Genomic DNA, 24,770 nt, shown 5'->3' on the forward strand with positions numbered 1-24,770 from the left:
CCGAAGGGCAAGCAGCCGAGGAGTTGTGAAAGGGAGCATGCGCACCGCCGAGCAGGCAGGCAGTCAGCGCGGCGGGGCCACATACCTTCATCACAAGCTGCCCGGAAGACGGAGACAGCAATGCCTAATGCGGTGATGGCCCTCTGAAAATAGTTTCGGAGGACAGGATGACCTCTCCCGTTCGGGGGTCGACGTCGAATCTGCGCAGCGTTCCACGCCCGAGTTCGGAACCGGCACGCTCGGCCAGGGTCAGGGCGTTGGTGGCGCAGACTGAGGCTCCGGAGGGATCTGGGAAGCAGCTGCTAATCGCCTGATCTGGAACGAACCTACCGCCCAAATCTTCGGATTGGCGATCATCCCACCACCGTTCCTTTGCCCGTTCGAGCACAATGGCCAGTGAGGCCTCTACATCCACGACATCGAGATCTTCGTACCCCGCATCGAAGAGCTCACCGATGTACTGCGTAACGAGGGGGTCCCAGAAGAGTGTGCCTTCAATGACGATGTTCTCCCCTGCTGCCAAAGCCAGGCCTCGAACGATGTCAACCGTCCGGGTCGACATCGAATGGATGTGACTGGATAGCTCGCGGACGCTTACAGGCTGACCGTCAGGCAGCACGTGTGAGTGCCGGTAGGCCAGTAATCCCTGCCGCTCGGCTTCTATGAGCAGCAGGTCCTTTGCAATGTCAGCGTCGATAATCCGGTACCCGCCGAGGGACATCGTTTTGCGGGCTGCCGTCTTGCCGGCTCCCGGTGGCCCCGCCGTCACTACGACCGCTTGCCCACCGGCCGAGACGTCGCTTTGCAGCTGCATGTACGCGTGCGCTGTTCGTACGATTGCCAGATCATCGAAGTATTTGGTCAACTCGTCCGGTCGCTGATTGAGGGCACCCCCGGGCGCGAAAAGGTCAGTGAGGGCGGAATGGATTTCTTCCCTTTCAGCGGCCAATGGCCGCCCTGACGCTGTTGAACTCTTCTTCACTGAGAAGACCCTGTGCTACTGCAGCTACGACCTGATCCCAACTGCCTGGGATGCGTCCTTCATGCGGATACGGTGCCTCTTCGCCAAAGGTGTAGGCAAAGGTCTTGAGTTTGGCCACGAGTTCTTCCCGCGGTGTGTCGTAGGCGAAGGCGCGGAGGATTATCTCCTCGGGATCCAGCTCGAGGTTTCCTCCCCTGCGCTCGATTGCCTTCAACATGCGGTGAACTTTGGCTTGGCTGGTTGCCAGAACCTCGGCGATCTCCCGCTGGCTGAAGTTCCGCTGGGCCACATTCTGAACCGCCCGAAGATCGTCAAGCAGATCGACGCGCTGCCGGGCCTGGCGCTGCAGTGCCTGGCGATGCATTGCGGCAAGGCCGCTGTCCATGGTGAGCATCAGCTTTCCTTTCTTCGTGGGTTCTAGTCTAGCTCCTTGATTCACTGTGAATCAAGGAGCTACGGATGTCGTTGCCGAGTGAGTTGATCCGATCGTCTCTCGAGCGGGGATGACTCCAGCTCAACCACTCCTCCGTCTCGCATCCCTAGCGATATGAGGCGAGCAATAGCTGGGGAGCCGAGTTTCGACAGGTCGCGCTGAGGGGTTCGAGTAAGCTCCCGATTGATGCGCCTTCCAAATTAGGGTCATGCGCCACGGCCAAGGGACTTAGCCGACCACCTCAAGAACCAGGATTGCTGAGGCTGTGCAGCTGACGATGTGCTCCTTCTTGGCAGGGGTCTGCCCCTTCTGGGTGGGATCGGGCCGGTTCCGCTGTGGCGTAAAGGGTGTTGAGTTGGCGGTAGAGGGTTCGGGCGATGTAGCGCTTGAGGGATCTGCGGATTTCGCGGTAGCTGCGGCCTTCTTGGGTGCGTTTGGTGACGTAGTCCCGTGTTCCGGGGTCGTGGGCCATCCGGGTCATGGTGATGGTGTGCAGGGCTCGGTTGAGGCGCCGATCACCGCCCCGGTTGAGCCTGTGCCGGACAGTGTTACCGCTTGAGGCGGGCAAGGGATTCACCCCTGCCAGTGAGGCGAAGGCAGCTTCGCTGCGGACTCTTCCTGGATGCGACCATGCTGTCAGGACGGTGGCGACTGTGACAGCCCCGGCACCCATCATCTCCAACAGCGGCGCAGCGGGGCTTTGTTGGATCAGTTCTGTCATGCGCTTGTGGTTCGCCGTCAGCTGTGTGGTTACTTCGAGAACGCGGCGCGCCAGCCGGGCTGCTTCCTCGCGTGCGATTGATAGTTCGATCGGTTCCTGTCGTTCCCGCCATCTGGTGATCGTGGCGATCTGGGCGGGAACCAATGGTTTACGAGCGTCGATTCCAAGGTCGTGTGCCCGGAGTAGGGCGATGAGTGCATTGACATTCATTGTTCGTTCCCGGGTCAACTGATCCCGTGCTGCGTTCAGGATCCTGAGTCCGGCACGGGTGCCTTCGCCCCGGCGCGGGACTCGAAGCTGGGACTCCTCTAAGGCCAGGACTGCGGTTCCGATGGCTGCGGCGTCCAGCGGGTCGGATTTGCCGATCCCCCGGCGTCCTCGGGCGTTCATTCGTGGAGCTTCGGCGACGTCGTAGCCGGCGTCGGCTACTGCCCTCGCCAAACCTGCCCCGTAGGAGCCGATACCCTCGACGGCCCATAGACAGGCCATATCGCCGTCTGTCCGTCGGCCCACCCAGGTGAGTGCGCGGGAGATCCCTGCCTGGGTGGTCGGGAACTGCTCGCACGCGACCTGTCGCTTGGTATTGGCGTCGATAATGGCGTAGGTGTGGGTGCGGGCGTGGCAGTCCACGCCGATGACGAATGGGCGGGTCTGCGCAACGATAGTCAACGCGGCCACCCTCCTTTCTTTCGAACGGGCAAGACTGGTCGCATCGCGACCGGCACTGACCTGGGAGGAGTCACTTCGAGGCAATACTGTGATGAGCCACAACCGCAGGGCTGGGCAAGCTTCTAATCAAGCCACCGTCGTGGGGACAGGTCAACGCCGGTCGCTCCACCTGGCGCGGACAAGTCGGGGGAAATGCACCCTCAAGGGGGCAATTGTTTTTTCGAGTCACGCGTCAGGCAGAACGGCCGGCATCAACACTGCCAGCTAGTCCCAGACCAGCCACTGAAAGACTCACAATGTTTTTTGCCTGCTGGCGGAGCATCGCGTAGCTGTGCCCGACGGAGCCGGGGCAACCCGCAGGGCGAGCAGTGGATGGGTTGTGGGAGGAAATAAGCGCAGCGCCGAGCACAGGCGGTCGGCTGCGCTGCCGTCCGCAGGACGGTTGAGCCGGTGGAGCGGGCACGTAGGATCCAACGGACAGCAGCAAAAAAGAAAAGAAGAATGCTTGTGCTGTCCGAGCGCAGCGAGGCCCTTGTCCTGTGAACGGGAGCGGGAACCGCGCCGCGCGTCACCTCACATAGTGCCGACGCCTCTGTTTATGCCACAATTCCAGGGGTTGAGCGCGGTAGCCTTCTGAACGGCGGGGAGAGCAGCCCAAAATGTCGACGGACTAGGCCCGAGTCGGGACGGCGGGGGAAGGCTGGCTGCCGTTGGGCGGGTTTTCTTCGGCCCTCCTGTGACGTTGTCGAGGGGCTGGCAGCGTCAGGACAAACAGGCTGCCTGCGACCAGTCCGGCACCGACCCAGGCAAGTGCCGGCAGGCGTTCACCCACGATCACCACCGCCAGGATGGCGGCCACCACTGTCTCCGCGAGGGAGATCGTCGTGGCCGTGCTGGTGCGGACACGGGCCAGGCCCCAGCCGAACAGAACGTAGCCGGCAAACATCGGAACAAGTGCCATATAGGCGCCGACGGCCAGATTCTGCCAGGCCGCGAGGAGTGGAGCTCCGGTGAGTGCCAAGACGGGCATGAGAAGTAGCCCGCCGGCGCCGAAGACGGCTCCCATTGCTGCCCTTGACGGTATGCCCGTGTTGATCAGGCGGTGGGCGGCCCAGGAGTAGAGCGCATACGTGAGACCGGCAGCCAGCCCAAGGCCGATGCCGGCGGGTGTGGACCATCCCGAAGCAGATGCTGATGCCGGATCACTGTTCGCGGCTTCAGCGCAGCAGAGCAGCACGGAACCGGATAGACCGAGCGCAGCGCCGGCCGCCCAGCGGCCTGTAAATCTTCGTTTGTCGACAATCCGTTCAATGACGGCGGAGGCGAGGGGAGCTGAACCGATGGAGACAACTGTTCCGACCGCCACCCCGGCCAGGTGCATGGACGAGTAGAAGGCCAGCGGGTACGCACCAACGGCCACCGAGCCCAATGCCACCGTGGGCCACTGACAGCGCAGGGATGTCGAGCACGCGATGATCCGTCGGGCTGCAATCGCGCCCTGGAGCAGGCCGCCGAGGCCCATCGCTACCGCCCCGATAGCGAGGGGGCTTACTTCGGGGGCGAAGGTGGCCGCGGTCCCCGTTGTGCCCCACAACACCGAGGCGGCCAGCACAAACAGCCCGCCCCACGAACTCCCTCTAAACCCTGCAGTCTTCACAGGCTGGCGATCAGGGTGGCCGCGATCTGTCGGGCTTCCTGGATGCAGCGGTCGTTGCCCTCAAGTCCGGCCCGGGCCATGGACCCTTCAAGCAGGAACGCCAGATGCCGGGCCATTAAACCCGCCTGCTCAGGTGAGTGCGGGAGGAGTTCGGCAACATGCTCCGATAACAACGCTTCGACCTGCTCCTTGTGGCGGCGGACCACCGATCTCCCGGGATCCCCGGCAGGAAGCTCGGCTGCAGCGTTCAGCAGGCCACAGCCCCGAAAGCCATGCAAGTACGCCAGATCGGCGTGATCCGCATAAGCATCAAAGACCGCAAGGACTCGCTCCCCGGAGCTACTCGCCCTCTCCAGCCGTATCCGATACAGCCCCATCCACTCCTCGTGGCGGGCGTTCAGGTACGCCGTGACCAGCTCAGCCTTCGAGGCGAAATTGTTGTAGAGGCTCTTCCTAGCCACGCCCGCCTCGGCCGTAATGGCGTCAATTCCCGTCCCGGCCAGGCCGTCTGCATAGAAACGCCGCGAGGCCGCGTCAATCAGGGCGTCGCGGGCAGGCCGCCTGGTAGAGCCGCTTCTCGGTGCCATCTGTTTCTCGGACATCAGTAAACCTCGCTGGGTGGGAATGCCTAGTAGGTAGACCAGCCTACCTACTCTTTGGTCCGGTGGCCACCACGAAAACGGGAAGAGACGCAGGAGCCTGGTGCATCGGACCCAAATGAGGGTTCGCGCAGCGCGGGGACGGCTCAGGCAGCCATCCTGGCTGCCTGAGCCGGGACCGGGGTGTAGGCGGTGCCGTCACGGAGCATGGCCCAGAGGACGTTGAGGCGGCGGCGGGCCAGGGAGAGCATGGCCTGGATGTGGGTTTTGCCTTCAGTGCGTTTTCGGTCGTAGTACGTCCGGGAGGCGGGGCAGCTCTTCAGCGCCGAGAGGCCGGAGAGATAGAAGACCCGCAGCAGCCGGCGGTCGTAGCGTCTGGGCCGGTGGTGGTTTCCGGTGATCCTGCCGGAGTCCCTGGGTGCCGGAGCGAGGCCGGCGACGCCGGCAAAGCGGTCCGCGGTTTGGAAGACGGTCAGGTCTCCGCCGGTGGCGCCGATGAACTCGGCGGCGAGGACGGGGCCGAAGCCGGGCATGCTGAGCAAGGCCCGGGCGTGCCGGTGTTCGGTAACCTTTTCGCTGATCAGCGCATCGAGGTCGGCCAGTTCCTTGTCGAGGGTGGTGATTTCCTGTGCGAGGGCGGCAACGATCTGTTCCCCGAGGTGCTGGGCGGGTACGGTGGTGTGCTGGGATTTCGCGGCGTCGACGGCGGCCTGGGCGACCGCGGCGGACGAGCGGGTGCCGTGTTTCTTCAACCAGGCGTGCAGCCGTGTCTGTCCGGTGCGGCGGATCCCGTCCGGGGTGCGGTGTTTGGTCAGCAGCAACAGGGCGGCTTTGGAGCGGCTGTAATCGAAGGCCCGCTCCAGCGCTGGGAAGTATTCCAGCAGCTGGGCCTGCAGGCGGTTGATCGCCCGCACCCGGTCCGCGGACTTGTCCGCCCGGCGGGCGGTGAGGATCCGCAAGCCCGTGCTGATCTCGTCCCCGGCCCGCAGCGGCTGGAGGTCTTTGCGCATCCTGGCCTGGTCGGCGATGACGGCGGCGTCTTTGGCGTCTGTTTTGCCTTCGCCGCGGTAGAGCTTGGAGGCGTGGTGGACGATCCGGCCCGGGATGTAGAGAATGTTTTGGCCGTGGGCGACGAGGATGGCGATCAGCAGCGCGGGTCCGCCGTGGTTCAGATCGGTCGCCCAGATGACCTCGTCCCCGTCGGCGAGTTTGAGGACGGTGGCGATGAGATCCAGCAGGGCGGGTTCATCGTTGGGGATTTTCTGCGACAGCAGACGGTGTCCGTCGGCGTCGATTACGACGCAGTGATGATGAGCTTTGCCGGCGTCGATACCGGCCCATAGGTGCACCAAAACAGCCTCCAGTCTGTCAGTTGGGTGGAACCCGGCAGATAACCGCGCCGTCGTGTCCTTATCCGGCGATCTTGTCGCGTCTCTCAATCAGCGGTCGGGTCATCGCGGAGAGTGCGGGTGGCCAATCCTTCGGAGCCGTCACGACGTGAATCGTCCGGCCACAGCAACAAAGCCATACCCGCCTCCCTGGGTAGCCACGACCCTACAACGGCCACGGAACCACCCGTCAACACCATAAGGACAGCAACCAAAAGACGTCGTAGACAAGACAGGGCCGGGGCGGGCCGGAGCTCTGCGACGGACAGCACTGGACCCAACAGCCGGCCGCGCCAGCGGACGCCCGAATGCACTGTGTGTGGACCTGGGATGCCCGCGGGCCGGGCCGAGGGTTTCCCGTTCCAATCTCGGGCCCTGGACCTTTGGGCGGGTGGATCATTCACATCGTTGTCCCCGGCAGCTGTTAGGGTCCGGGCATGGATGAACTGTTGGTGGGGGCGGATTCTTCTACTGGACGCGATCTGTCGGGCCGGTCCGGTTTCGATGCTGGCTTCCTCGGTGTGCCGGTGCCCGTTCCGACTCTGGCAGGGGTCGAGACGGTCCTTCTGCCCTACACGCATTTCTCCGTACTCATGCGCCCGGACAAACGCCTGGCCGCGGTGACGGCCCTCGGCATCGACGGGGCGAAGCTGATGAACCTGGACCGATCCGGCATCCAGTGGCGGCTCGATCCCCGGCTCGGCGAAAACCAGCAGACCGGGGAGAGGGTTTACGCCCGCAACGACATCGACCGCGGCCACCTGGTCCGCCGGGCCTCAGCCGTCTGGGGCGAAACCCGGGAAGAGGCAGCCCGGGCCAACGAGGACACCTTCCATTACACGAACGCCGCGCCCCAGGCGGCAAAGTTCAACCAGGGCCTGGGCCTCTGGCTCGGTCTGGAGTCCTACCTGCAGGAGAACGCAGCCGACAACGGCCGCCGGCTCGTCGTGTTCACCGGCCCGATCTTCAGTGACACCGACCCCGTCTACCGCGGTGTCAACATCCCGCTACGGTACTTCAAGGTCGCCGTATTCCTCCACCACGGGGACCTCGCCGCCACCGGCTACGTCGTGGACCAGACACCCGAGCTCGCGGACCTGCCCGACGTCCCGCGGCCCGGCGCCACCGACGAGGCTCCCCCGCTCGGCCCGTTCCGCACCTTCCAGGTCCCCGTCCGGGACATTGCCGCCCTGACAGGCCTGGACCTGGACCAGCTCGTGGCCGCAGACCGGATGCCGGTCGCCCGGACACTGACCACCGCCCCGGTCGCCTCCACCTGGAGACGGTTGAACTCGCCACTGGACCTCTACCTGGACTTCGACCTCAACGGCACGGACTGACATCCCCCGACCTGACCTAACCCGGCACCGGAGCCACCCGGCAAGGCAGCCTCCGACGGGTGGCAAAGCAGCAGTTTGGGCACGGCAAAAACCCTGCCGGCGACCCCCACCTGACCGGGCCACCGGCCGCGGCAGCGGGCCATCCATAATGCAGCGCCTACAGGCCGGGTGCCAGCCCGTCTTGTGGAGAGCGCCGTGGCAGGCCCATGGACAGGCGGCTGCGGCGTGCCCCGGAGGCGGAATGGGTGTTCTTTACCGTCTTTTTCGCCAGAAACATCAGCCGAGCAGTGATCAGGGGGCGGGTTCAATAAGTTCCGGGCCGTTGTTGCGCACGCTGTTCACCCGATCGGTGACCACCCGGGGCGTCAGGACCGGTTCAGGGATCGCATCGAGCATCTCCTGCACCTTTTCCTTGTCCGTCGTGTCCGGGTCCAGCCAGCCGGCATACATACTGGGTGGAATGATGACCGGAGCCCTGTCATGGACGTGGCCGAGAGAATCATGCGCCGTAGTCGTCAGGACGGTGCAGCTGAGCAGCCACCGGTGCGGGTCCCCCTCGGGAAGAGACGGGTCCGGCCAAAACTCATACAGCCCGGCGAAGGCAAGCACATTCTCTTCTTCGGAGTAGAGGTAATTCGGGATCTTTTTCCCGTCCTCGGTCTTCTGCCACTCGTAATAGCCTTCCGCCGGGATCAGGGCGCGGCGTTTGACGGCGGCCTTGCGGAACGATGGCTTGTCCAGGATCGATTCGCTGCGGGCGTTGATCAGCTTCGAACCGATCTTGATGTCCTTGGCCCAGGACGGAACAAGACCCCAGCGCGCGATCAACAACCGGCGATCCACGGAGCCCTCCTCCAGGCGCTCCGCGATGATGGGAACGTCCTGGGTCGGAGCGACGTTCCAGCTCGGCGGTGGCGGGCTGCCTTCGATCTCCTTAGCCTCAAACTGGCTGAGGAGATCCCCGGTGGCCTTGGACATCACATATCTGCCGCACATGGACTCATTGTGCCCCACGTCACCTTGAATGGAAGGCCAAACCCGGGGGGTAGCAGGACACCCGCCCCGCGGCTGGACGATGCGCGGATCATTTATTAAAGTCTCTCAGTATCGAATCAAGGCAGGCTGGACACGACGTCCGGGAAGGGGGCGCACATCACCACTGACCAACACCACCAACCCACTGTTTCATCCGCGAAAGCCCCTCCACGGAGGGGCTTTCCTATGTGCCGGAAGTCCCCCGACCGGGACCCCCAGGAGCCAACTGCCCTCCGCTGACTAACGTTTGTCGCGGTTTGCGAACTCTTCATCGAGCTCATAATGCCGGAACTCTGTCTCCCGGTTCGGCTCTCCCTCAGCAATGACCTCATGATCGAGCTGGCGCTGGACCTGACTGTCCAAGACCTGCAGCTGCAGATCTCCGACCTCGGTCAGGTCCTCGGGAAAAGATTCCTCCGGGGTGAGACGCAATTTCTCGGTCATTGTGTCCTTCATAACTCCATGCCGGTCCACTCCGGCGCCTGCGATGTCCAAATTCTATGCATAATTGACCCGAAACGCGCCCGTGAGATGCGTGATGCCAGAGTTCCAGACGGTATATTTCCCGGCGTCGGTGAGATGGAGCGACGAGCGGCGTTGAAACCTAGACGTCTCGGGCACGACTGACCCATACCCGCTCCTTTAGCCCACAGGTCTGCGTCGGGTTTGGGCGCACAAATCCAGCCCCGGGCGTGCCGGTGGCGTCCCCGGCGGCACCCGTACTGTGAGGCCCGGTCGTGGCAGGATGGGGTCCATTATGGACAGGCGGTTGCGGCGCGCTCCGGACGCGGAATGGGTGCTGATGTACCGGCTCGGACTGAGCCGGAAACGCATCGCTGAGCTCGTGCGCGCCGAACCTGCCGCCGTCGGCTACCACCTGGTGATCGCCCGCCGCCAGGACCCGGGACTCGAAGCCGAACACCGGGCCGCCGCCGGCGCCGTTCCGGTCGCTCACCCCTCCCCCGCTGACCTTGCCCGCATGGACGAGGTCATCACCTGGGTACTGGCTGAGGGCCGGCTCCCCGAGGACCGTGCCGGTGACCGGGACGAAAGGGCGATGGCACGATGGCTGTCCGAACGCCGCCGCGAAGCGGCCCAGGGCACCCTGGACCCTGCCTAAGCCAGGGCCTGGCCCAAGTGCCGCGGTGGTCCGGGAACCGCAGGGAAGCGACGGACGAGGCCAGGTGGCAGGGCCGTTTGGCCGAGCTCGTGGACTTCCGGGCCGAAGGCCACGACTGGCCGCGGCACCACGACTACGAATCAGAGCGGGAACATACCCTCGGGGTCTGGATCCACGTCCAGCGGTACAAACGGCGCCGCGGTGAACTGGACCCGGTAAAGGCCAAGGCCCTGGACGAGGCCGTTCCCGGCTGGCAGGCCGGCAGGACCCGGGGCCGGCCTCCCCGGCCGCGACTGTGACCGGAAAGACCCCGCTTCGCCGCAATCCGTGAGGGAGCGCGGGCATAGACTGGGCCTGGTTCTCCAGTCCCCCCCCAGCTTGGAGAACCGGGCGCCTCCGCGCTTGAGTCCCCCGGGATTCGCGCGGAGGCTTCCTCATAACCCGTCCGCCGGCACCAATCCCCTGCTGCTCCGGCGGAAAAACCCCGTTTCCGGGCCGGCCGAAGATGCGGGCAGCGGTGGTCCCGCCGGGTTGTGCCCATTGTGGACAGGTGGAGCCCTCCGCACAGCTCAAAGCTGTCCCCACTGGCGCGCAACCCGCCCCGGCCGCAGGCCGGAACCAAAGCCGGAGGCATTCTGTCGGACCCAGGGCTTACACTTAATCGAATATATATTCGACTAAAAGGTGTGTTGTGGGCGTTATAGTTGGCCCCCGTGTGATAGATGCGGGCGCGTCGTTGTTGTCGGTGCTGGTTTCCCCGGTCGCTGTCGCGGCCGGGTATCCCTCGCCTGCGCAGGATTACTTTGAGGGCCGGCTCGACCTGAACGCGCACCTGATCAAGGACGTCACGAGCACGTATGTGGTGCGGGTTTCCGGGGAGTCCATGGCCGGGGCCGGGATCAGTGATGGGGATGAGCTGATCGTGAACCGGGCGCTGGAACCGGTGGACGGATCCGTGGTCGTGGCGGTCCTGGACGGGGAGCTGACGGTCAAACGGCTCCGGATCACGCCCACCGGTGTTGTGCTGCAGGCAGAGAACCCGGCCTACCCGGACATTGTGGTTCCCTCACTCTCGGACCTTCTCGTGTGGGGCGTCGTCACCCGATGCTTGCACGTCGTTTAGGGCTGGCCGTGGGCGCGCCGGCGGCGATGCGGCAGCTGCCGCAGATCGCGCACGTGGACGTGAACTGCTTCTACGCTTCGGCGGAACGGGCGTTCAACCCGGCGCTGGAGGGTAGGCCCGTGGTCGTGCTGTCGAACAACGACGGTTGCGCCGTCACCCGCTCCCCCGAAGCCAAACGCCTCGGGATCGCCATGGGCGATCCGTGGTTCAAACTCGCACCGCGGGCCAAGGAATGGGGCCTCGTGGCGCTCTCAAGCAATTACGAGCTCTATGGAGACATCAGCGCCCGCGTGATGGAGCTCCTGGGTCGGTACTCGGCTTGGCTGGAGGTCTACAGCATCGACGAGGCCTTCCTCGGCGTCAAAGGCACCCCTGAAGAACTCCTGACCTTGGGCCGGGCCATGAAAACCACCGTGCGGCGCAACGTCGGGGTGCCCGTCTGCGTTGGCATCGCACCGACGAAAACCCTGGCGAAACTCGCGAACAAATGGGCCAAGAACAACCCGGCCTTCGATGGGGTCTGCCACTGGGACGCCGTACCCGCCACCGACCGGGAGACCCTGATGCGGCGGCTGTCCGTCATTGAGATCTGGGGTGTGGCAACCCGGCTGACCAAACGCCTCAACGCCCTGGGGATCCATTCGATCCTGGACCTGTCCCGGGCGGATCCGGTGATGATCCGGGACCGGTTCTCCGTGGTCATGATGCGCACCGTCCTGGAATTGCAGGGCACCCCGTGTATCTCGATGGAGGAAGAACGCATCGGCCGGGATCAGCTCATCTTCTCCCGTTCCTTCGCCACCCCCATCACCACCGCCGCCGGGATCCGGCAGGTCATGAGCGTCTACGGTCAGCAAGCCTCCGCCCGGCTGGCCAAACACGGCCTTCAAGCCAAAGTCCTCACCGCGTTCGCCGGCACCTCGCACTTCAACCCCAACGACACGTCCTACCCCACCGTCAGTGTGGCCCTGCCGATGCCCACCGCTGACCCGGTGATCCTCACCAAAGCCGCCCACGCCCTGCTCCCTCGCATCGTGGACGGCATCCGATACGCCCGGGCCGGGATCATGGTCACCGACCTGCGCCCCAGCGGCAACCAGGCGCCCTTGTCCCTGTTCGAAAACCCGCACGAGGAGCGCCACATCGGCACCCTCCTCGAGGACGTCACGAAAAAGTACGGGCGGGGCTCCATCGGTCTGGGCCACGGGGGCATCCGCGGCGGCCCCGACTGGACCATGAAACGCGACATGCTCTCACCCCGCTACACCACGCACTGGGACGAACTCCCCCTCGTCAAGGCCGCCTAAGCCACCGCACATCAGCACCACGAAAGAAGCACCGCCGAATGACCCTCGCTCCCGTTGCACCCACCCGATCCCCCGACCTCCAGGTCCGGACCGACCCGGCAGGCAAACCCCTTGCCGTCCGCCACGACGGAATTATCTGGCTCGTCGATCCCGACACGGATTCCCAGCACTGGTTCGGACGTGACGCCTGGTGGAACACCCGCCGCACGGCCGCCGTCGGCAGCGGCGACCTGGTCAGCATCGAATACTGGCGGGTGCAGGGCCGTCCCGGCGCCTCAGGCTCAGCCCTGCGGACCTTCACGCTGCGACGGAACCCGCTCTCGGCCCAGTGGCTGCTGGAAAGCATCTGCGACTAGGCCGCGATGACCCCTCAAACGATCACCGATCAGACCTGGGCCGCGATCCGGGCCGAATTCACACTCCCGGCCCTCGCGCAGGTCCACCACCGGCTCTCCGAGCTCATGGAAGACCCGGAACCGGTCATGCGCCAACTCGTGCGCGTCTTCATTGACGACGGGACCTTCTGCCCGGGCTTTCAATTCCTGCCCGGCGGGCAGCTCCAGCCCACCGTCACAGCACTCTTCCGCCGGGCCATGGAGCTGGAGATTCCGCACAACTACTTCACCCTCTGGATGAGCACCGGATCCCGGGCCCTGGGCGGGACCCGACCGGTCGATCACCTGAAGAAGGATCCCGCTCCCCTGCTCCGGGCACTGGAAACCTACCGCTGGCGCTAAAGCCGGTCCTTTACTGGACCGGCAGGGTGGTCATGCCGGGGCCATGGTCTTCGTCAGGGATACCTGACATACTGGCCGTCAGGATGTCCTGACGGAAAGGTGTGCACCATGGGCTGGGTTTCTAACGACAACGAACACGAGGGCTGGGCGGCTCCCGTCGCCCCGGATGGACGGCTCTCTGCCGCCTCAACGATCGAAGGAATGCTCGTTGAGGGCATTACCGGGCGCTACCTGCCGGACAAGATGATGCCCGACCGCGAAGCCGTGCCGGACAGAGAGATCATCGGCTGGCGCGGAGCCTGCACATGCGGCTGGCGCGGCGAGCTCTGGGAACGGGTGTCGTCCCCCGCCGACGCGGATTTCAGCCGGCGCCGGGAATACCTTGCCCCCACCGAATACGCACACGCTTCCAGCGAAGTGGAAGACGCTATCCATGACGAATGGAAAACCCACCTCGCGCCCCTTGAAGCAGTGGCCGGCGTCAAAGCCGCCGCCCGCGAATACGAGCAGGCCGGACGGCGACTAGACAAGACAGTCGCAGCCGCCAAAGCAGCCGGAGCATCCTGGGCAGACATCGGTAGGGCCGTAGGCATCAGCCGCCAGTCCGCCCACGAACGCTGGGCAGACAGGTCATGAAATATCTCCAATAAATAATTCCGTCTGGGCTGAATTATTTTGTAACGGTCGCAAAACCCTTACGGAGAAGATCCCGGAGGGGCATAAACTCCTCGCCGTCCGCACCGATCGTTAGCCCAAACCGGCCAGCCGCCCTGGGACCCGATAAGGGCAAGGCTGTCGAAACCCGTCAATGCTTTCGAATGCTGTCAATACTGTCAAAGACAGTATTGACGGCATTAGGGCTGGATTCGCCGGCCCGGGGCCAAGTTCTGCGTGCCGCCCGGAAAGTTTTCGCCGCCGTTGTGGACCCGCTCGCGGCGGGCCACCTCCATGAGGACTGCGCGGGAGATGAAGTCTGACCAGCTGCGGTCCATTTCCTGGCCGCTGGTGGCCGTGTAGGCGGCCTTGGCCCGCTTCAGGTCGTCGGCCGCCATGTAGAAGGTGATCTGTTTGGAGGCAGAGGCATGCAGAGGCTTTGTTGCCGGCGCAACAGCCTCGGGAACCACCGCTTGAGAGGGTTGGGTGGCCCTGTTCGCTTTGATCAGGTTCTGGACGGCAGGAGTGCCGGCGTTTCTGCGTGGCGGCGGACCGATGGGGTTTCGGGTGGATTCGGTCATGATGCGTTCCTTTTCTCGGCTGCTTCCAGGCGGGCGACGAGTTCATGGGTGACTTGGTAAAGGTCTTCTGCGACGTTGGCGGCTGACCGCGGTTGGTTCTGCACCGCTTGGGCGGTTCCCTTGCGCACTTCCCACCACTTGGGGGCTGCCTTGACCTGTTCTTCGAGCTCGTGGACGAGCACTCCCCTGTCCCGTGCGGCCTGGGCCGGTGCTTCTGCGTGTCGGACCATGCCCTTGAAGAGCACTGCATCATCGCCGAAGGTCTCCGTGATCGATTCCCTCGTCGTGCGATGGACGTTGGTTGCCGTAGAGGAGGTGGCGGTGATGATGACGCCCAGAAGATCGAGGTTGGGGTTGACGTCTAGGACTGCATCCAGCCGTTTCGCAACGCCGATAAGTCCTTCACGGCCGGCCTTATCCGTCTTTGTCGGCACCACGACGTAGGAGGCCGCGCCGAGCGCAGCAACCTGTAGGGGTTCATTGCCGGGCGGGCAGTCGATAAGAATAATGTCGTAGTCAGCCGCAACTGGGGCCAAGGAATGCGCCAGGGCCAGCTTCGCCTTGCTGCTGTCACGGCTCCCCTTCGAGATGAGGCCGGCCGCAGCCTGGTCAAGCTCGCTGCCACCGGGAACGACGTCCAGGTTGGCACGAACGTCCTTCAGCGGAGCCAGCGGCGCATCAAACAAGAGGCTCTGAGCGAGGGCCCTGCCGTCGTCGTCCTGGGGTTCGTGCCGGTAGCCCAGGTCAAGGCCGAGGTTTCCCTGTGGGTCCATGTCCACGAGAAGAACCTTCCAGCCGAAGCTTGCCAGAAGGGCGCCGATGTTGGCCGTGAGGGTCGTCTTGAGCACCCCACCCTTGCCGTTGACGAACCCGCAGATTCGCTCCATGCCTGTCCGATCGAACTCTGTTGGAGCTGCCATTGCCCGCCCTAATGTTGTTACTGTCTTTGCTGTCATTACTGTCACTGCACGCTTTGACTTCAATGCAGTCAAAGACTTCTTCACAGTCAACACTGTCTATGCTGTCATTGCAAGCATTACTTTCAATGCCTTCATTACTGTCAGTGACAGTATTGCTGAAGTTTCATGCTGCCATCCATAAGTGACCAGCGTAGGTTCCATCGTCTTCATCAGGGGGGAACCAGTGTGTATCCGCTTCTGCGTCGTACATCTCGTTCTCCGTCAGCTCAGGCACAAGGTGCCTGTCCAGCCATGCGTGCCAGCGTGCCCGCTGCAGGCGGTGGCGTGTGATCTGTTCCGCGGCGTCGTCGAGGGCGCCAAGTCGGCGCGCCAGAGCAATGAGACTGGTTGCGGCCACTAAAGTCCATCCGCCATGGCTGCGCTGGATCATGTTGTGGGTCGCCATTTCTGCCACGGCTTTATCTACGGCTGATCGGCTCAGGCCCGTCGAGCGGACGATGTCTGCTGTGGTGGGGGAGACGCGGCCGCGTTCGATGCATTCGTAAGTGAGCGCCGCAACGTCGCCCAGGACACGGAAGACCGGGCGGATGCCGTAGATCTTTCCGGGTCTCCAGGAGAGGTCGCGAGCAAGCTGTTCGAAGTGAGGTGGCAGCTGCACGAGGTAGGCATCCGCGTTACGGCCGCGGGCGTCCGAAACCTTCGTCAGAATGCCATCTGATGCGGCCTGGAGTGCAGGTAAGAGCCTGGCTACGGTCCCGTGGTGTTTGCCGAGCGCGCCGGCAAAGGTCCGGCATCCGACGTCGAGGAGGTCCGTTTCCATGGTTCTCATGTACCCCAAGACCGCACGGAGCAGGAGCCGAAGGCTTAGGCCCTCTCGTCCACGTTCTTTAAGGCGGTGGTCGAGAACTGCGTAAAGAACATTTTCGAGATCATTCACGAGCTGGTGCACACCAGCTTTGCTGATGTATTTGGCTGCCCCCCCTGTGGGTTTGGGTGGGCTTGTGTCGTTAATAAGGAAACTATTAGCTCCGGTCTTTGTGGGTGGCTTTTTCTGGACCCAGCCGCAGGCGTTCGTCCACTCCTGGTCCAGGAGCCGGTCGGTGTGATCCTTGCCCTTGTAGAGGGCGGCGAGGCCGGGGAACTGGCCGGCCATTTCGTTCCGGACCTGCTCCAAGGTCCAGCCACAGGAGGCGAAGTGGTTCAGAACCGCCAGGCGTGCCTCCGAGGCGCTGGCGTAGCGGTTGGCGTCGTAGAGGCCTGTACGGGCCACAACACGCAAAGGCGACTGACTGCCGCCGAAGGTGAGCGGATTGCCGCCAGGGGCCGCTGCGAGAGTTGCCAGCCTGGCGGAGCGGGCCGTCAAGTCACGGCGGCGGCGCAGCTCCGGTGCCAGCGCGCGGCGCAAGGCGTTCAGGGTTTCCGCATCGTTGCGTCGACGCAGTGTGTCGTAAGCGGTCGAAAGGGGAGTCGTTAGGATTTGGTGGCCGCCGGATTTATGCGCCGATCCTGGAACGCGGATACAGCCATCAGTGACGTTCTGGTGGGGGCCGGGGTCAAGGCTGGGGGCCAGCAGCGTCATGGCTTCCACTACCTCGCGGGCCTCGGCCGCTGTAACACGCTCCACAAGAGGGATGTAGAGGTGCCGGCCACCGCTGGGGGAGTAGTCCTCGACGTAGAGGATGCCGCAGCGTCCCAAGAGTTCTCCGAGGCGTCGGGCGTCATCGTCCACGACCCCTTGGAGTGCCTTGGAGGTATCGAGGTCAAGACAGATGGTGGCGACCGAACCGTCCGGCCCGTGAACGGGTACGGCCGCCGGCAGCTTGGGCGGTGTGGCCGTGATGCGTGCTTCCGCGCGGGGTCTTGGGTATTGAAAGCGGCCTCGAATCCAGCGGCCCAGTCGGTACGTCGGGGCCCCTGCAAGCAGTGGAGCAAGGCTCCACGCCAATTCGGGCGTGACTTGACGCGCCGACAGTGGTGCGTCAGTTATTGACGCCGCGGCAGCGGCAGGTACCATAGACAACAGCTAGTCCTCTCGGGGTATAGCGAAGGGAGCGCCCCTCACGGGGAGCTTGTTAAGTTCAGATCGTTGTCCGCCAAGATTCGGATCTGAACGTCATACTTTTTGAAGGCCCGCCAAGTGCGGGCCTTCAGTCTTTAACTCGCCTTAGCAATAGGCAGGGCCTCCTGGCCGGAAATTGTGTCGATGTCGATGGTTTTCAGGAAGTCGATAACCAGACGGGCCACTACGTCACTCTTGGAATCGCCGGTGATGTTGGAAAAGGCCTGCAGTTTCTCAGCATCTGCAGCCTGGACCCGCACTGTGATATTTCGGCGGTCGCCTTTGAAGGGCTGTGGCATGGTGTCCTCATTCCTTTGTCGTCCATGGACAGACCCCATGCAACCGGAATCAGGTTCCCTTAAGTGGGATGCTGTCGGCGTGTCGCAGGCACGTCGGGTTGACCTTGCACCGCGGCCCCGGCCGCGAAGGGCCTCGGGCAGTAACCTGGGCAAGCAGGTCGCTTCGGTCAAAGAGTGCATGACTCAAATATGTCACAAACTCACGAAATTTTAGATATGGAGCGGAAGTAGGCGCGGTTCAGCGCTTCCACGCCCGTCGAACGATAGCTTCAACGTCGGCGGCATCTGCGGACGCACGGTCGCTGGCGTTCAGGGCGCCACGGAACAGGTCCCTGGTTGCCAGGAGTGATCGGAAATATTGTCCACGTCGGTCGATTCGTCGAGCCTGCACGCCGAGATATTTAGCCGCTTCCCGTCGCTTCATTCCGGACGCCATACAGATTTTCACGGCTTCAAAGATGACCCTGTAAGCGGCTTCGTTCTCCTTGTTGACCTCAGCGAGGACGCGTTTGACGGCCAGTTGCGCCTCTTGCGGGGTGGGATTCATGAGGCAGCCTTTCTAGTCGATGGAGAGGGCCGAGCCAAGCTCGGTCTGCGGTACGCGGTTTTTCCGGGCGTAGGCGAAGAGTGCCAATCCGATGACCACGAAGGCCGTGGAGATGTAGGAAACGATCATGAAGAGGTAGGTGACATCGCCGGCCGCGCCCAACTCGACCGGGTAGGTGAAGGCGCGAATCAGTGACAGCGCAAAGCCGGCAGCGATCAGCCCGGACGCGAGCCGGCCGACCCTCAAGGGATTCTTGCGGGAGTCCTTGTAGGCGGGCTTGATGAGGGGGAAGACGATGTAGGCGACGTAGGCCAGCACGAGCCATGTATTCAGGCGCACGCTCGGCTGCGCAGCGTAGTCCAGCAGCTGCGGTGACGGGTTCGGAGCCTTGGTTGCCAGGAGGGTGCCCAGCAGGCCCGTAGCGACGATACCCAGCATGGCCGCGCCCGGCGCCCCGACAGTCCACCGGCGTGCGAACGGTGAGCCATAGGCCGTGCTGAGATGGCCACCGAGGAAAGCGACGGCGATGAGGGCGAAGTATTTGGAGATCAGGTCGGTGCCGTTGGTGAGCGGCATAAGCGATTCCATGCCCATGTAGACCGGGGGCAGGAGCAGGAGATAGGCAAGGGTGAGGAAGATGCCCGAGAGGGCGATGCTGCTGGCCTTCCCCTGCAGTGCGTGCTGGTGTCCCAGCGCGGGGGTGTTGATGCGTTTGAATGTCAGGCTGCCCAGGAGAATGAGCATCAGGCTTACCGGGACGACGGTGAGTGGGTTCATCCCAGGAGCTCCGTCATTTTCTCCGCGTATTCGCGGGCTTCCTTCCGCTGCTTCACCCGCCGCTGCAGTAGATGGATTCGGGCAGAAATGGCCTCGACCAGAACGTCGTCTGAAACTTCCAGCAGCTCGTCTTCGCGAGCCCTGATCTGCCATCCGCCTTCGGCCGGAGTGATCAATTCAGTCACCACGAGGCCGGACGCGAATGAACCTCCACCAGCTCGTGAGGCTGCAATCGCCAACGACGGATTCAGCTTGTTTTCGGTGAGCTGGGTGGCGATGTACGTAAGCGCCATGCCCGTTTCCTGGGACATTTGCTGGCGGATGTCCCCGGGGTCGATGGCGTCGATCCAAGTCCGAACTGAGCCGTCATGCGGGAAAGGGATGAGGTCGATTCCCTTGCGGAGGTCGCGGGGGTAGTGCTTTTTGGAGGTGCGGAACTGCAGCTCGGCCATGAGGTCTGCATGGTGGACCTGACTCAAGATCTCAGGAGAGGACGGTTCTATCGGCCGGGTCTTGATGACCTGGTATGGGCTAAAGACGCTGAGCGCGTCGATGACGTTCATCCCGGTTGCCCTGGCGATTGCAATCACCGTGGACTCTGCAACGTTTCCGCGCCTGAGCTGATTGTTCAGAGTGCCCCGATTTATACCGGTCAACGCGCTCAGTGCAGTCGGGGAGGGGCGGAGGGATCGCCCCTCCAACCAGTCCCGAAATTCGGTGGCTGAGACAGGCACGGACACTCCTTAGGCAAAGGGCATGAGACAAGCGCGGGCGATCAATACCTGCTAGGATTGAACCAATAATTAAACAATTCCAGATACTTTAAACCTTGTATTAATCCATCGTAGCTTCTGGGATCGAGTTTAGCCGGGGCCACCCAACGGGACGTGGCCGCAAGGAAATCCAACACACAAGCGCAGGGGGAAGCGTGAAGCCGTCCAAGATGCTCAGCACCGGAGCCGCTGTCGCGGTACCTGTGATGCTGACCGGTCTGGTCTTCTCCATACTGCTGTTGCTGGCCCCCGCCAAACCCGCGGCGGCCGACTGTGGTCCGGCCGTTTCGGTCGTCATCGACGGCACCACCAAGGTGGAGGGCTACACCCAGGAACAGCTGCAGAATGCCGCAGCCATCATGGGCGCCGGGAAAGCGCAGGACCTGTCGGTCAACGGGCAGATGATCAGCGTGATGGTGGCCCTGGGGGAATCGGGATTGCGCGTGCTCGACACCGGCGACGGCGCAGGCCCGGACTCACGCGGGTTGTTCCAGCAGCGCGACAACGGCGCATGGGGTTCCTACGCGGACCGCATGAACCCCGCCACGAGCGCAACGAAATTCATCAAAGCCCTGGAAGGCGTCCCGGGCTGGGAGCTGTTGGAACCGACGATTGCCGCTAACAAGGTCCAGCGCAACGCCGACCCATACCACTACCAGAGGTACTGGCCCGAGGCCGTGAAACTCGTCCAGGCGCTCTCGGACTCGAAGTTCTCCCTGCAAGGCAGCGACTGCGCCATCCCCGGACAATCCGGCGCGGGGGATGACTACCCGTGGCGGACCTCCCCGACCTGGCTGGACGTCGGGGCGAACTCGGCCAGCACTTCGCCGCTGGGCATGTACTACCGCGAGTGCGTCGACTTCGCGCTGTGGCGGGTGAACCAGCAGATGGGCTCCACCGGGGCGCCGTTCAAGTTCCTAAACGGCACGTTCCGCCCGGACGGGCAGGGCCTCGGCTCTGCCCTGACCTGGAAGGCCGGCTGGGATGCCAAAGGCTGGGCTGCCGGCAACACCCCCCGGGTCGGTGCTGTTGTCTGGTACGCGCCCGGCGCCGGGGGAGCGGACCCGAACTTCGGCCACGTCGGCGTGGTCAAGGAAGTCAAGAACGACGGGACCTACGTCGAAGAGGGCTACAACGGCAACCCGGCCCCGGCGGACCACAGCTACTACACCCGGACGGTGGCGAACACTGTCCCCTCAGCTTTCCTGTACCTGCCCACTCAAGAGGAGAAGAAGTGAAAAAGCCCCTGACCCTGCTCGCCGTGGCGTTGCTCTGCGTGTCCTGCGCACCGGCGGCGAACACGACGCCGGCCCCGACGGTATCCAACAGCCAGCCCACACCGTCTGCACCCGTCTCACTGAGCGTCAACAGCGGCCCCCAGGCGCCCGGGGGCACGATCCCGGCCACCATCGGCATCACCTGGGATCAAGCCAGCAAAGACGAAGCCGTGGACGTCGCAGAGAACGCCATGACCGACTTCGCCCGCCCCACGGTGGAGGAAAAGCAGTGGGCCAATGACCTGGCCCGGTGGCTGACCCCGCAGGCGACCGCCGACTACTCGGCAGTGGACCCGGCCAACATCCCGGCATCCCGCGTTACCGGCCCCGCCACCCTGAGCGTCGATGAAGCCAACGGCTTCGGCGTCATGGCCGCGGTCCCCACCAACGCCGGGACCTACACGGTGCAGCTGCTCCGCACCGGCAAAGACGCCCCGTGGAAGGTCAACCGCCTCACCCCGCCTTCGTCCTAAACGCCGCACCCTCCATCCCACACACGTAAGGAAGAAGCTCATGGGCACTACACCAACGCAAGTTATGGCCTTTCCCAACATCCGGGCCATCGTCCGGGACAACGGCACCGCCGAGGTCATCGTCGCGGGCAACTCCCGCATCGTCCCGGCCGGAGAGTCCGTGCAGGAACTGCGCAGCAACGCCCTGGCCCTCGTCGTGGGCGAAGCGCAGACCCTCCAGCGCCCCGTTCGGGTCCAGATCGAAGACCCCGAAGGACACGGCGAACTCATCGTCCACCCGGACAACAAGATCGAATCCGTTTCCTATGACCCCCGGCAGACCCGCCGCCGGGCAGAAGCCCCCGAAACCACACCCCAGACGGTCGCCCCGGCGATCATTGAGACCGGCGCCGCACCCGCACCGGAGCCTGTGGCCACTCCAACAGAGTCCGCGCCAGCTCCTTCCGCTGCAGCCCCGGTGAACCCCCAGCCGTGGCCGACCGCCCCCGCGACGGCCACCCCGGAACCGCAGACAGCTGCCGTTGTCGAAGAAGAGCCGCCAACCCGGCGCAGCCTGAAGGAAACCTCGTTCCTGGTCAGCGCCCCGGTGCTCGAACCTGCCACCCAGGGCTGGCGCGGGACACTCACCCGCCTGGGACTGCGGATGGACCCCTCCGTGGAAGAACTCACCGAACGCGAGGACATCCGCACGGTCAGCCAGCACTGGCCCGGTCCCCGGACCATTGCCGTGGTCAACCGTAAGGGAGGGGCGAACAAGACCCCGACCGTGGTCATGCTTTCGGCCATCCTCGCCCGCTACAGCGGCGCGGCCACGGTCGCGTGGGACAACAACGAGTCCCAAGGCACCCTTGGGTGGCGGACCGAAAAGGGCGCCCACGACCGCAGCGTCCTGGATCTGATCGACGCCTCCACCGAACTGCTCTCCCCGTCCACGAACGCGGCCGAAATCGCCAAGTTCGTCCACCACCAGACCGCCGACAAGTTCGATGTCCTGCGCTCGGATGAAAACGAGGAAGGCGACCACGAAGTCACCGCCGAGGAAGTCGACATCGCCCACCAGGTCCTCACCCGCTACTACCGGCTCGTGGTCATGGATTCGGGCAACACCGCCCGGGCAGCGAACTGGCGCCGGATGATCGACCACACCAACCAGCTCGTCGTCCCCGTCACCGCCATAGAGGACCGCGCCGAAGCCGCCCGGCTGACGCTGCAGACCTTGGAATCCCGGGGCGGGCACGACGCGGAACTGGCCCGCAACGCCGTCGTCATCGTCTCCGAATCCACCGACGCCAAGCGCAGCATGAGCGGGGAGGCCCTGAAGCGGGCCAAAGACGAGGCCCAGCGGATCGCTGACGGCTTCGCACCCTTCGTTCGTGCGGTCGTCCGGATTCCTTACGACCCGGCCCTGGTCAACGGACCCATCCGCTACGAAGCCCTCCAGCCCGCCACCCAGCGGGCATGGCTGGCGGCCGCGGCCGCCGTCGCCGCCGGCTTCTAAAACCACCAACCACCAGACTTCGAGAGGAGGAACGATGCAGCAGTCTCTGAACCCCTGGATCACTCGCCCGGCCACCGCCGACGGCGCGGAGACGACGACGCCCGAGGCGCACGTGCCGCCGTCGGCCGTGATCAGTGCGCCCCTGCGCGGAATGGTCGAACCCGACGCGGCAGACCGTCTGGCCAGCCGTACCGTCTCCGGCTCCGCAAAACTGTGGGTCACCGGGGCCCACGGGGGATCCGGTGAAAGCCGCACCGCTGACCTGATCGACGGGGCACGGGCAACCGGTCACTGCTGGCCTGTCCTTCAGGACGGGAGCAAGCCGCGGGTGCTGCTGGTCTGCCGCGCAGACATGCGAGGACTGACCGCCGCCCGGAGCGCACTGACCCAGTGGGTGTCAGGCGCGGCACCGGAGCTTGACCTGCTCGGCCTCGCCGTCTTGGCGGACGCGCCGGGGAAAACGCCCAAACCCCTGAGGGACTTCGCCGCCATCGTGGGCGGGGGAGCCCCCCGCTTCTGGACCCTGCCCTGGGTCGAAGCCTGGCGACACGGAGACTTCAGAACCCCGCCGCCGGCCCGTGAATACCAACGATTCATCACTGACTTAGCCGTCCTGGCTACCACCACCACACCCAGCACCACGAACTGAAAGGTCTCACCATGAACTCCTTCTCCGCACTTGCAGCGAGCGTCATCCCCAACCCCACCCCCGTCGTCCCGGAACAGGCCAAAGGCCTGCTGACTGTCCTGAACTGGGCCTCCGGCATCGGCCTGGTCCTCGGCGTCCTGGGCGTGATCATCGTCGGCATCGGCATGGTCATCCAGCTCCGCCGCGGCGAAGGCGGCGAGTCCATCGGCAAACTCGGCTGGGTCCTGGCCGGCTGCATCATCATCACCGGCGCCTCGGGCATCGTCCGCGCCTTCGTCTAACCCGACTAATACCGGAGAGGTTCATCATGAGCGAATCCACTCAAAGCAGTACCGAACGCAGCCCGTTCACCAAGCCCGGATTCATCATCTCGGCCGCCTTGATCGCCGCCCTGATCGCCGCCGTCGTCGTAATCTTCTTTCTCCCCAAGGCAGACAGCACCGGCCAACCCGCCCCCGCCGCATCGTTGGCCGCTCCCTCCTCGACGCCATCAAAGTCAGCCGACGCGGCGGGAAAGAGTGTTTGCGGACTGCCTTCAAGCACGGAGACGGCCTTGGGAACCGCACCGAAGTCCAAGTGGGAACTCGTCGGAACAATGGCAGCCCCCACTGACCCCAAGACATTCGGTCCGGGGCGAACGGACGACACCGGATTCAGGTCCTGCTTTGCTCACTCACCAACCGGCGCCGTCTACTCGGCCGTCAACCTGGTGGCCCTGGGCTCTTCCAAGTCCCAGCAAATGAATATCAAGCTGGCAGACAAGCTCATGGCTCCCGGTGCCGGGCGTGACGCAGCCAAACAGCAAGCAACGACGTTGGATCCTTCCACCGGCTCAAATGACACCGTTCAGGTACGAGGGTTCCTGCTCAAGTCGTACACGCCCACCGAAGCCAACGTTGACCTGGCCTTTCAAACCTCCGGCGGAAAATTGTTTCACGCAGTTCTTCCGCTCCAGTGGCTGGATGGGGATTGGAAAGTCAAGGTTTCCGATGCCGGACAGCTCATAAACGACGTTGCCCCGCTCGGCGACATGAGCGGCTTCATCGCATGGGCCGGGGTCTGACATGGCCGAGTGCGTTCCCCTGGATGTCATCTGTCAGGGCGGCAATGCGGTTTCCGGGATGCTCGACGACGCCATTGGCAATTTGGCGA

The 24,770-nt window shown here is 64.1% G+C and carries 28 protein-coding genes and 1 pseudogene; 14 read left to right on the forward strand and 15 right to left on the reverse strand.

Annotated elements, in window-relative coordinates; all coding sequences use genetic code 11:
• Positions 1 to 124: 124 nt before the first annotated feature.
• The 6 genes and pseudogenes from AR539_RS01385 to AR539_RS01405 form a co-directional block, all read right to left on the reverse strand.
• A complete protein-coding gene (locus tag AR539_RS01385; RefSeq protein WP_157360899.1) occupies positions 125 to 982 on the reverse strand; it encodes a zeta toxin family protein in 858 nt (285 codons plus the stop codon).
• Positions 939 to 1,376 carry a hypothetical protein gene (locus tag AR539_RS01390; RefSeq protein ID WP_066431753.1) on the reverse strand — a complete coding sequence of 146 codons (438 nt, stop codon included), beginning with the start codon at positions 1,374 to 1,376 and terminating at the stop codon, positions 939 to 941. The genes AR539_RS01385 and AR539_RS01390 overlap by 44 nt, the downstream gene beginning before the upstream one ends.
• Positions 1,377 to 1,761: 385 nt before the next feature.
• Positions 1,762 to 2,805, reverse strand: a pseudogene (locus tag AR539_RS18865) (IS110 family transposase); the annotation flags it as partial.
• Between the two features lie 670 nt (positions 2,806 to 3,475).
• On the reverse strand, positions 3,476 to 4,462 hold the full coding sequence (locus AR539_RS01395) for a DMT family transporter (RefSeq protein WP_066431757.1): 987 nt from the start codon (positions 4,460 to 4,462) through the stop codon (positions 3,476 to 3,478).
• Complete coding sequence (locus tag AR539_RS01400) at positions 4,459 to 5,064, reverse strand: TetR/AcrR family transcriptional regulator (protein WP_066431760.1); 606 nt, start codon at positions 5,062 to 5,064, stop codon at positions 4,459 to 4,461. Before AR539_RS01400 ends, AR539_RS01395 begins: the two co-directional genes overlap by 4 nt.
• 143 nt (positions 5,065 to 5,207) lie before the next feature.
• Entirely contained in the window at positions 5,208 to 6,413 is a 1,206-nt protein-coding gene (locus tag AR539_RS01405; RefSeq protein WP_157360900.1) for an IS110 family transposase, read from the reverse strand.
• A gap of 473 nt (positions 6,414 to 6,886) precedes the next feature.
• Here AR539_RS01405 and AR539_RS01410 point away from each other — a divergent pair, with 473 nt between their 5' ends.
• Complete coding sequence (locus AR539_RS01410; RefSeq protein WP_066431763.1) at positions 6,887 to 7,789, forward strand: DNA/RNA non-specific endonuclease; 903 nt, start codon at positions 6,887 to 6,889, stop codon at positions 7,787 to 7,789.
• 291 nt (positions 7,790 to 8,080) lie between these two features.
• On the opposite strand, the gene AR539_RS01415 is transcribed toward AR539_RS01410, so the two are convergent.
• Entirely contained in the window at positions 8,081 to 8,785 is a 705-nt protein-coding gene (locus AR539_RS01415; RefSeq protein WP_066431766.1) for an SOS response-associated peptidase, read from the reverse strand.
• A gap of 279 nt (positions 8,786 to 9,064) precedes the next feature.
• A complete protein-coding gene (locus tag AR539_RS01420) occupies positions 9,065 to 9,268 on the reverse strand; it encodes a hypothetical protein (protein WP_066432093.1) in 204 nt (67 codons plus the stop codon).
• Positions 9,269 to 9,581: 313 nt separating this feature from the next.
• On the opposite strand from AR539_RS01420, the gene AR539_RS19590 reads away from it, so the two are divergent.
• From AR539_RS19590 to AR539_RS01455, 7 genes are all read left to right on the forward strand, one after another.
• Positions 9,582 to 9,944 (forward strand): hypothetical protein, encoded by a 363-nt coding sequence (locus tag AR539_RS19590; protein WP_231728452.1) that lies wholly within the window; start codon positions 9,582 to 9,584, stop codon positions 9,942 to 9,944.
• 77 nt (positions 9,945 to 10,021) lie between these two features.
• Positions 10,022 to 10,243 carry a helicase associated domain-containing protein gene (locus AR539_RS19595; RefSeq protein ID WP_066431771.1) on the forward strand — a complete coding sequence of 74 codons (222 nt, stop codon included), beginning with the start codon at positions 10,022 to 10,024 and terminating at the stop codon, positions 10,241 to 10,243.
• A gap of 392 nt (positions 10,244 to 10,635) precedes the next feature.
• Entirely contained in the window at positions 10,636 to 11,067 is a 432-nt protein-coding gene (locus AR539_RS01435; protein ID WP_066431774.1) for a LexA family protein, read from the forward strand.
• A 26-nt stretch (positions 11,068 to 11,093) separates the two neighbouring features.
• Entirely contained in the window at positions 11,094 to 12,374 is a 1,281-nt protein-coding gene (locus AR539_RS01440; protein WP_197410532.1) for a Y-family DNA polymerase, read from the forward strand.
• Between the two features lie 38 nt (positions 12,375 to 12,412).
• Positions 12,413 to 12,730, forward strand: coding sequence for a hypothetical protein (locus AR539_RS01445; RefSeq protein ID WP_066431778.1), 318 nt, complete (start codon positions 12,413 to 12,415; stop codon positions 12,728 to 12,730).
• Positions 12,731 to 12,736: 6 nt separating this feature from the next.
• Positions 12,737 to 13,111: a hypothetical protein gene (locus AR539_RS01450; RefSeq protein WP_066431780.1), complete on the forward strand. Its 375-nt coding sequence runs from the start codon at positions 12,737 to 12,739 to the stop codon at positions 13,109 to 13,111.
• 108 nt (positions 13,112 to 13,219) lie between these two features.
• Positions 13,220 to 13,747, forward strand: a complete 528-nt coding sequence (locus AR539_RS01455; protein ID WP_066431783.1) for a hypothetical protein — start codon at positions 13,220 to 13,222, stop codon at positions 13,745 to 13,747.
• Positions 13,748 to 13,965: 218 nt separating this feature from the next.
• Here AR539_RS01455 and AR539_RS01460 read toward each other — a convergent pair whose 3' ends face one another.
• The 7 genes from AR539_RS01460 to AR539_RS01485 form a co-directional block, all read right to left on the reverse strand.
• Positions 13,966 to 14,346, reverse strand: a complete 381-nt coding sequence (locus AR539_RS01460) for a ParB family protein (protein ID WP_066431786.1) — start codon at positions 14,344 to 14,346, stop codon at positions 13,966 to 13,968.
• Positions 14,343 to 15,266 carry a ParA family protein gene (locus AR539_RS01465; RefSeq protein ID WP_082699144.1) on the reverse strand — a complete coding sequence of 308 codons (924 nt, stop codon included), beginning with the start codon at positions 15,264 to 15,266 and terminating at the stop codon, positions 14,343 to 14,345. Before AR539_RS01465 ends, AR539_RS01460 begins: the two co-directional genes overlap by 4 nt.
• Positions 15,267 to 15,429: 163 nt before the next feature.
• Positions 15,430 to 16,995, reverse strand: coding sequence for a hypothetical protein (locus AR539_RS01470; RefSeq protein ID WP_231728453.1), 1,566 nt, complete (start codon positions 16,993 to 16,995; stop codon positions 15,430 to 15,432).
• A 425-nt stretch (positions 16,996 to 17,420) separates the two neighbouring features.
• Positions 17,421 to 17,624, reverse strand: coding sequence for a hypothetical protein (locus AR539_RS01475; protein ID WP_066431794.1), 204 nt, complete (start codon positions 17,622 to 17,624; stop codon positions 17,421 to 17,423).
• A 238-nt stretch (positions 17,625 to 17,862) separates the two neighbouring features.
• Positions 17,863 to 18,171, reverse strand: coding sequence for a hypothetical protein (locus tag AR539_RS19255; RefSeq protein WP_157360901.1), 309 nt, complete (start codon positions 18,169 to 18,171; stop codon positions 17,863 to 17,865).
• A 12-nt stretch (positions 18,172 to 18,183) separates the two neighbouring features.
• Positions 18,184 to 18,948 carry a hypothetical protein gene (locus tag AR539_RS01480; protein WP_066431797.1) on the reverse strand — a complete coding sequence of 255 codons (765 nt, stop codon included), beginning with the start codon at positions 18,946 to 18,948 and terminating at the stop codon, positions 18,184 to 18,186.
• Positions 18,945 to 19,511, reverse strand: a complete 567-nt coding sequence (locus tag AR539_RS01485) for a hypothetical protein (RefSeq protein ID WP_157360902.1) — start codon at positions 19,509 to 19,511, stop codon at positions 18,945 to 18,947. The genes AR539_RS01480 and AR539_RS01485 overlap by 4 nt, the downstream gene beginning before the upstream one ends.
• A 380-nt stretch (positions 19,512 to 19,891) precedes the next feature.
• Between AR539_RS01485 and AR539_RS01490 the strand changes: the two genes are divergently transcribed.
• The 6 genes from AR539_RS01490 to AR539_RS01515 are packed head-to-tail and all read left to right on the forward strand — an operon-like array spanning position 19,892 to position 24,681.
• The gene (locus AR539_RS01490; protein ID WP_066432099.1) at positions 19,892 to 20,959 is read left to right on the forward strand and encodes a CHAP domain-containing protein; all 1,068 of its coding nucleotides are present in this window, start codon (positions 19,892 to 19,894) and stop codon (positions 20,957 to 20,959) included.
• Positions 20,956 to 21,471 carry a hypothetical protein gene (locus tag AR539_RS01495; RefSeq protein WP_066431802.1) on the forward strand — a complete coding sequence of 172 codons (516 nt, stop codon included), beginning with the start codon at positions 20,956 to 20,958 and terminating at the stop codon, positions 21,469 to 21,471. Before AR539_RS01490 ends, AR539_RS01495 begins: the two co-directional genes overlap by 4 nt.
• A gap of 40 nt (positions 21,472 to 21,511) precedes the next feature.
• Positions 21,512 to 22,969: a chromosome partitioning protein ParA gene (locus AR539_RS01500; RefSeq protein WP_066431805.1), complete on the forward strand. Its 1,458-nt coding sequence runs from the start codon at positions 21,512 to 21,514 to the stop codon at positions 22,967 to 22,969.
• A gap of 34 nt (positions 22,970 to 23,003) precedes the next feature.
• Positions 23,004 to 23,618: a DUF6668 family protein gene (locus AR539_RS01505; RefSeq protein ID WP_066431807.1), complete on the forward strand. Its 615-nt coding sequence runs from the start codon at positions 23,004 to 23,006 to the stop codon at positions 23,616 to 23,618.
• Between the two features lie 11 nt (positions 23,619 to 23,629).
• Entirely contained in the window at positions 23,630 to 23,899 is a 270-nt protein-coding gene (locus AR539_RS01510; RefSeq protein WP_066431810.1) for a hypothetical protein, read from the forward strand.
• 26 nt (positions 23,900 to 23,925) lie between these two features.
• Positions 23,926 to 24,681 carry a hypothetical protein gene (locus AR539_RS01515; RefSeq protein ID WP_066431812.1) on the forward strand — a complete coding sequence of 252 codons (756 nt, stop codon included), beginning with the start codon at positions 23,926 to 23,928 and terminating at the stop codon, positions 24,679 to 24,681.
• The last annotated feature ends 89 nt before the right edge of the window (positions 24,682 to 24,770 follow it).

It is taken from the genome of Arthrobacter sp. EPSL27 (assembly GCF_001512305.1).
Lineage (GTDB): Bacteria > Actinomycetota > Actinomycetes > Actinomycetales > Micrococcaceae > Arthrobacter.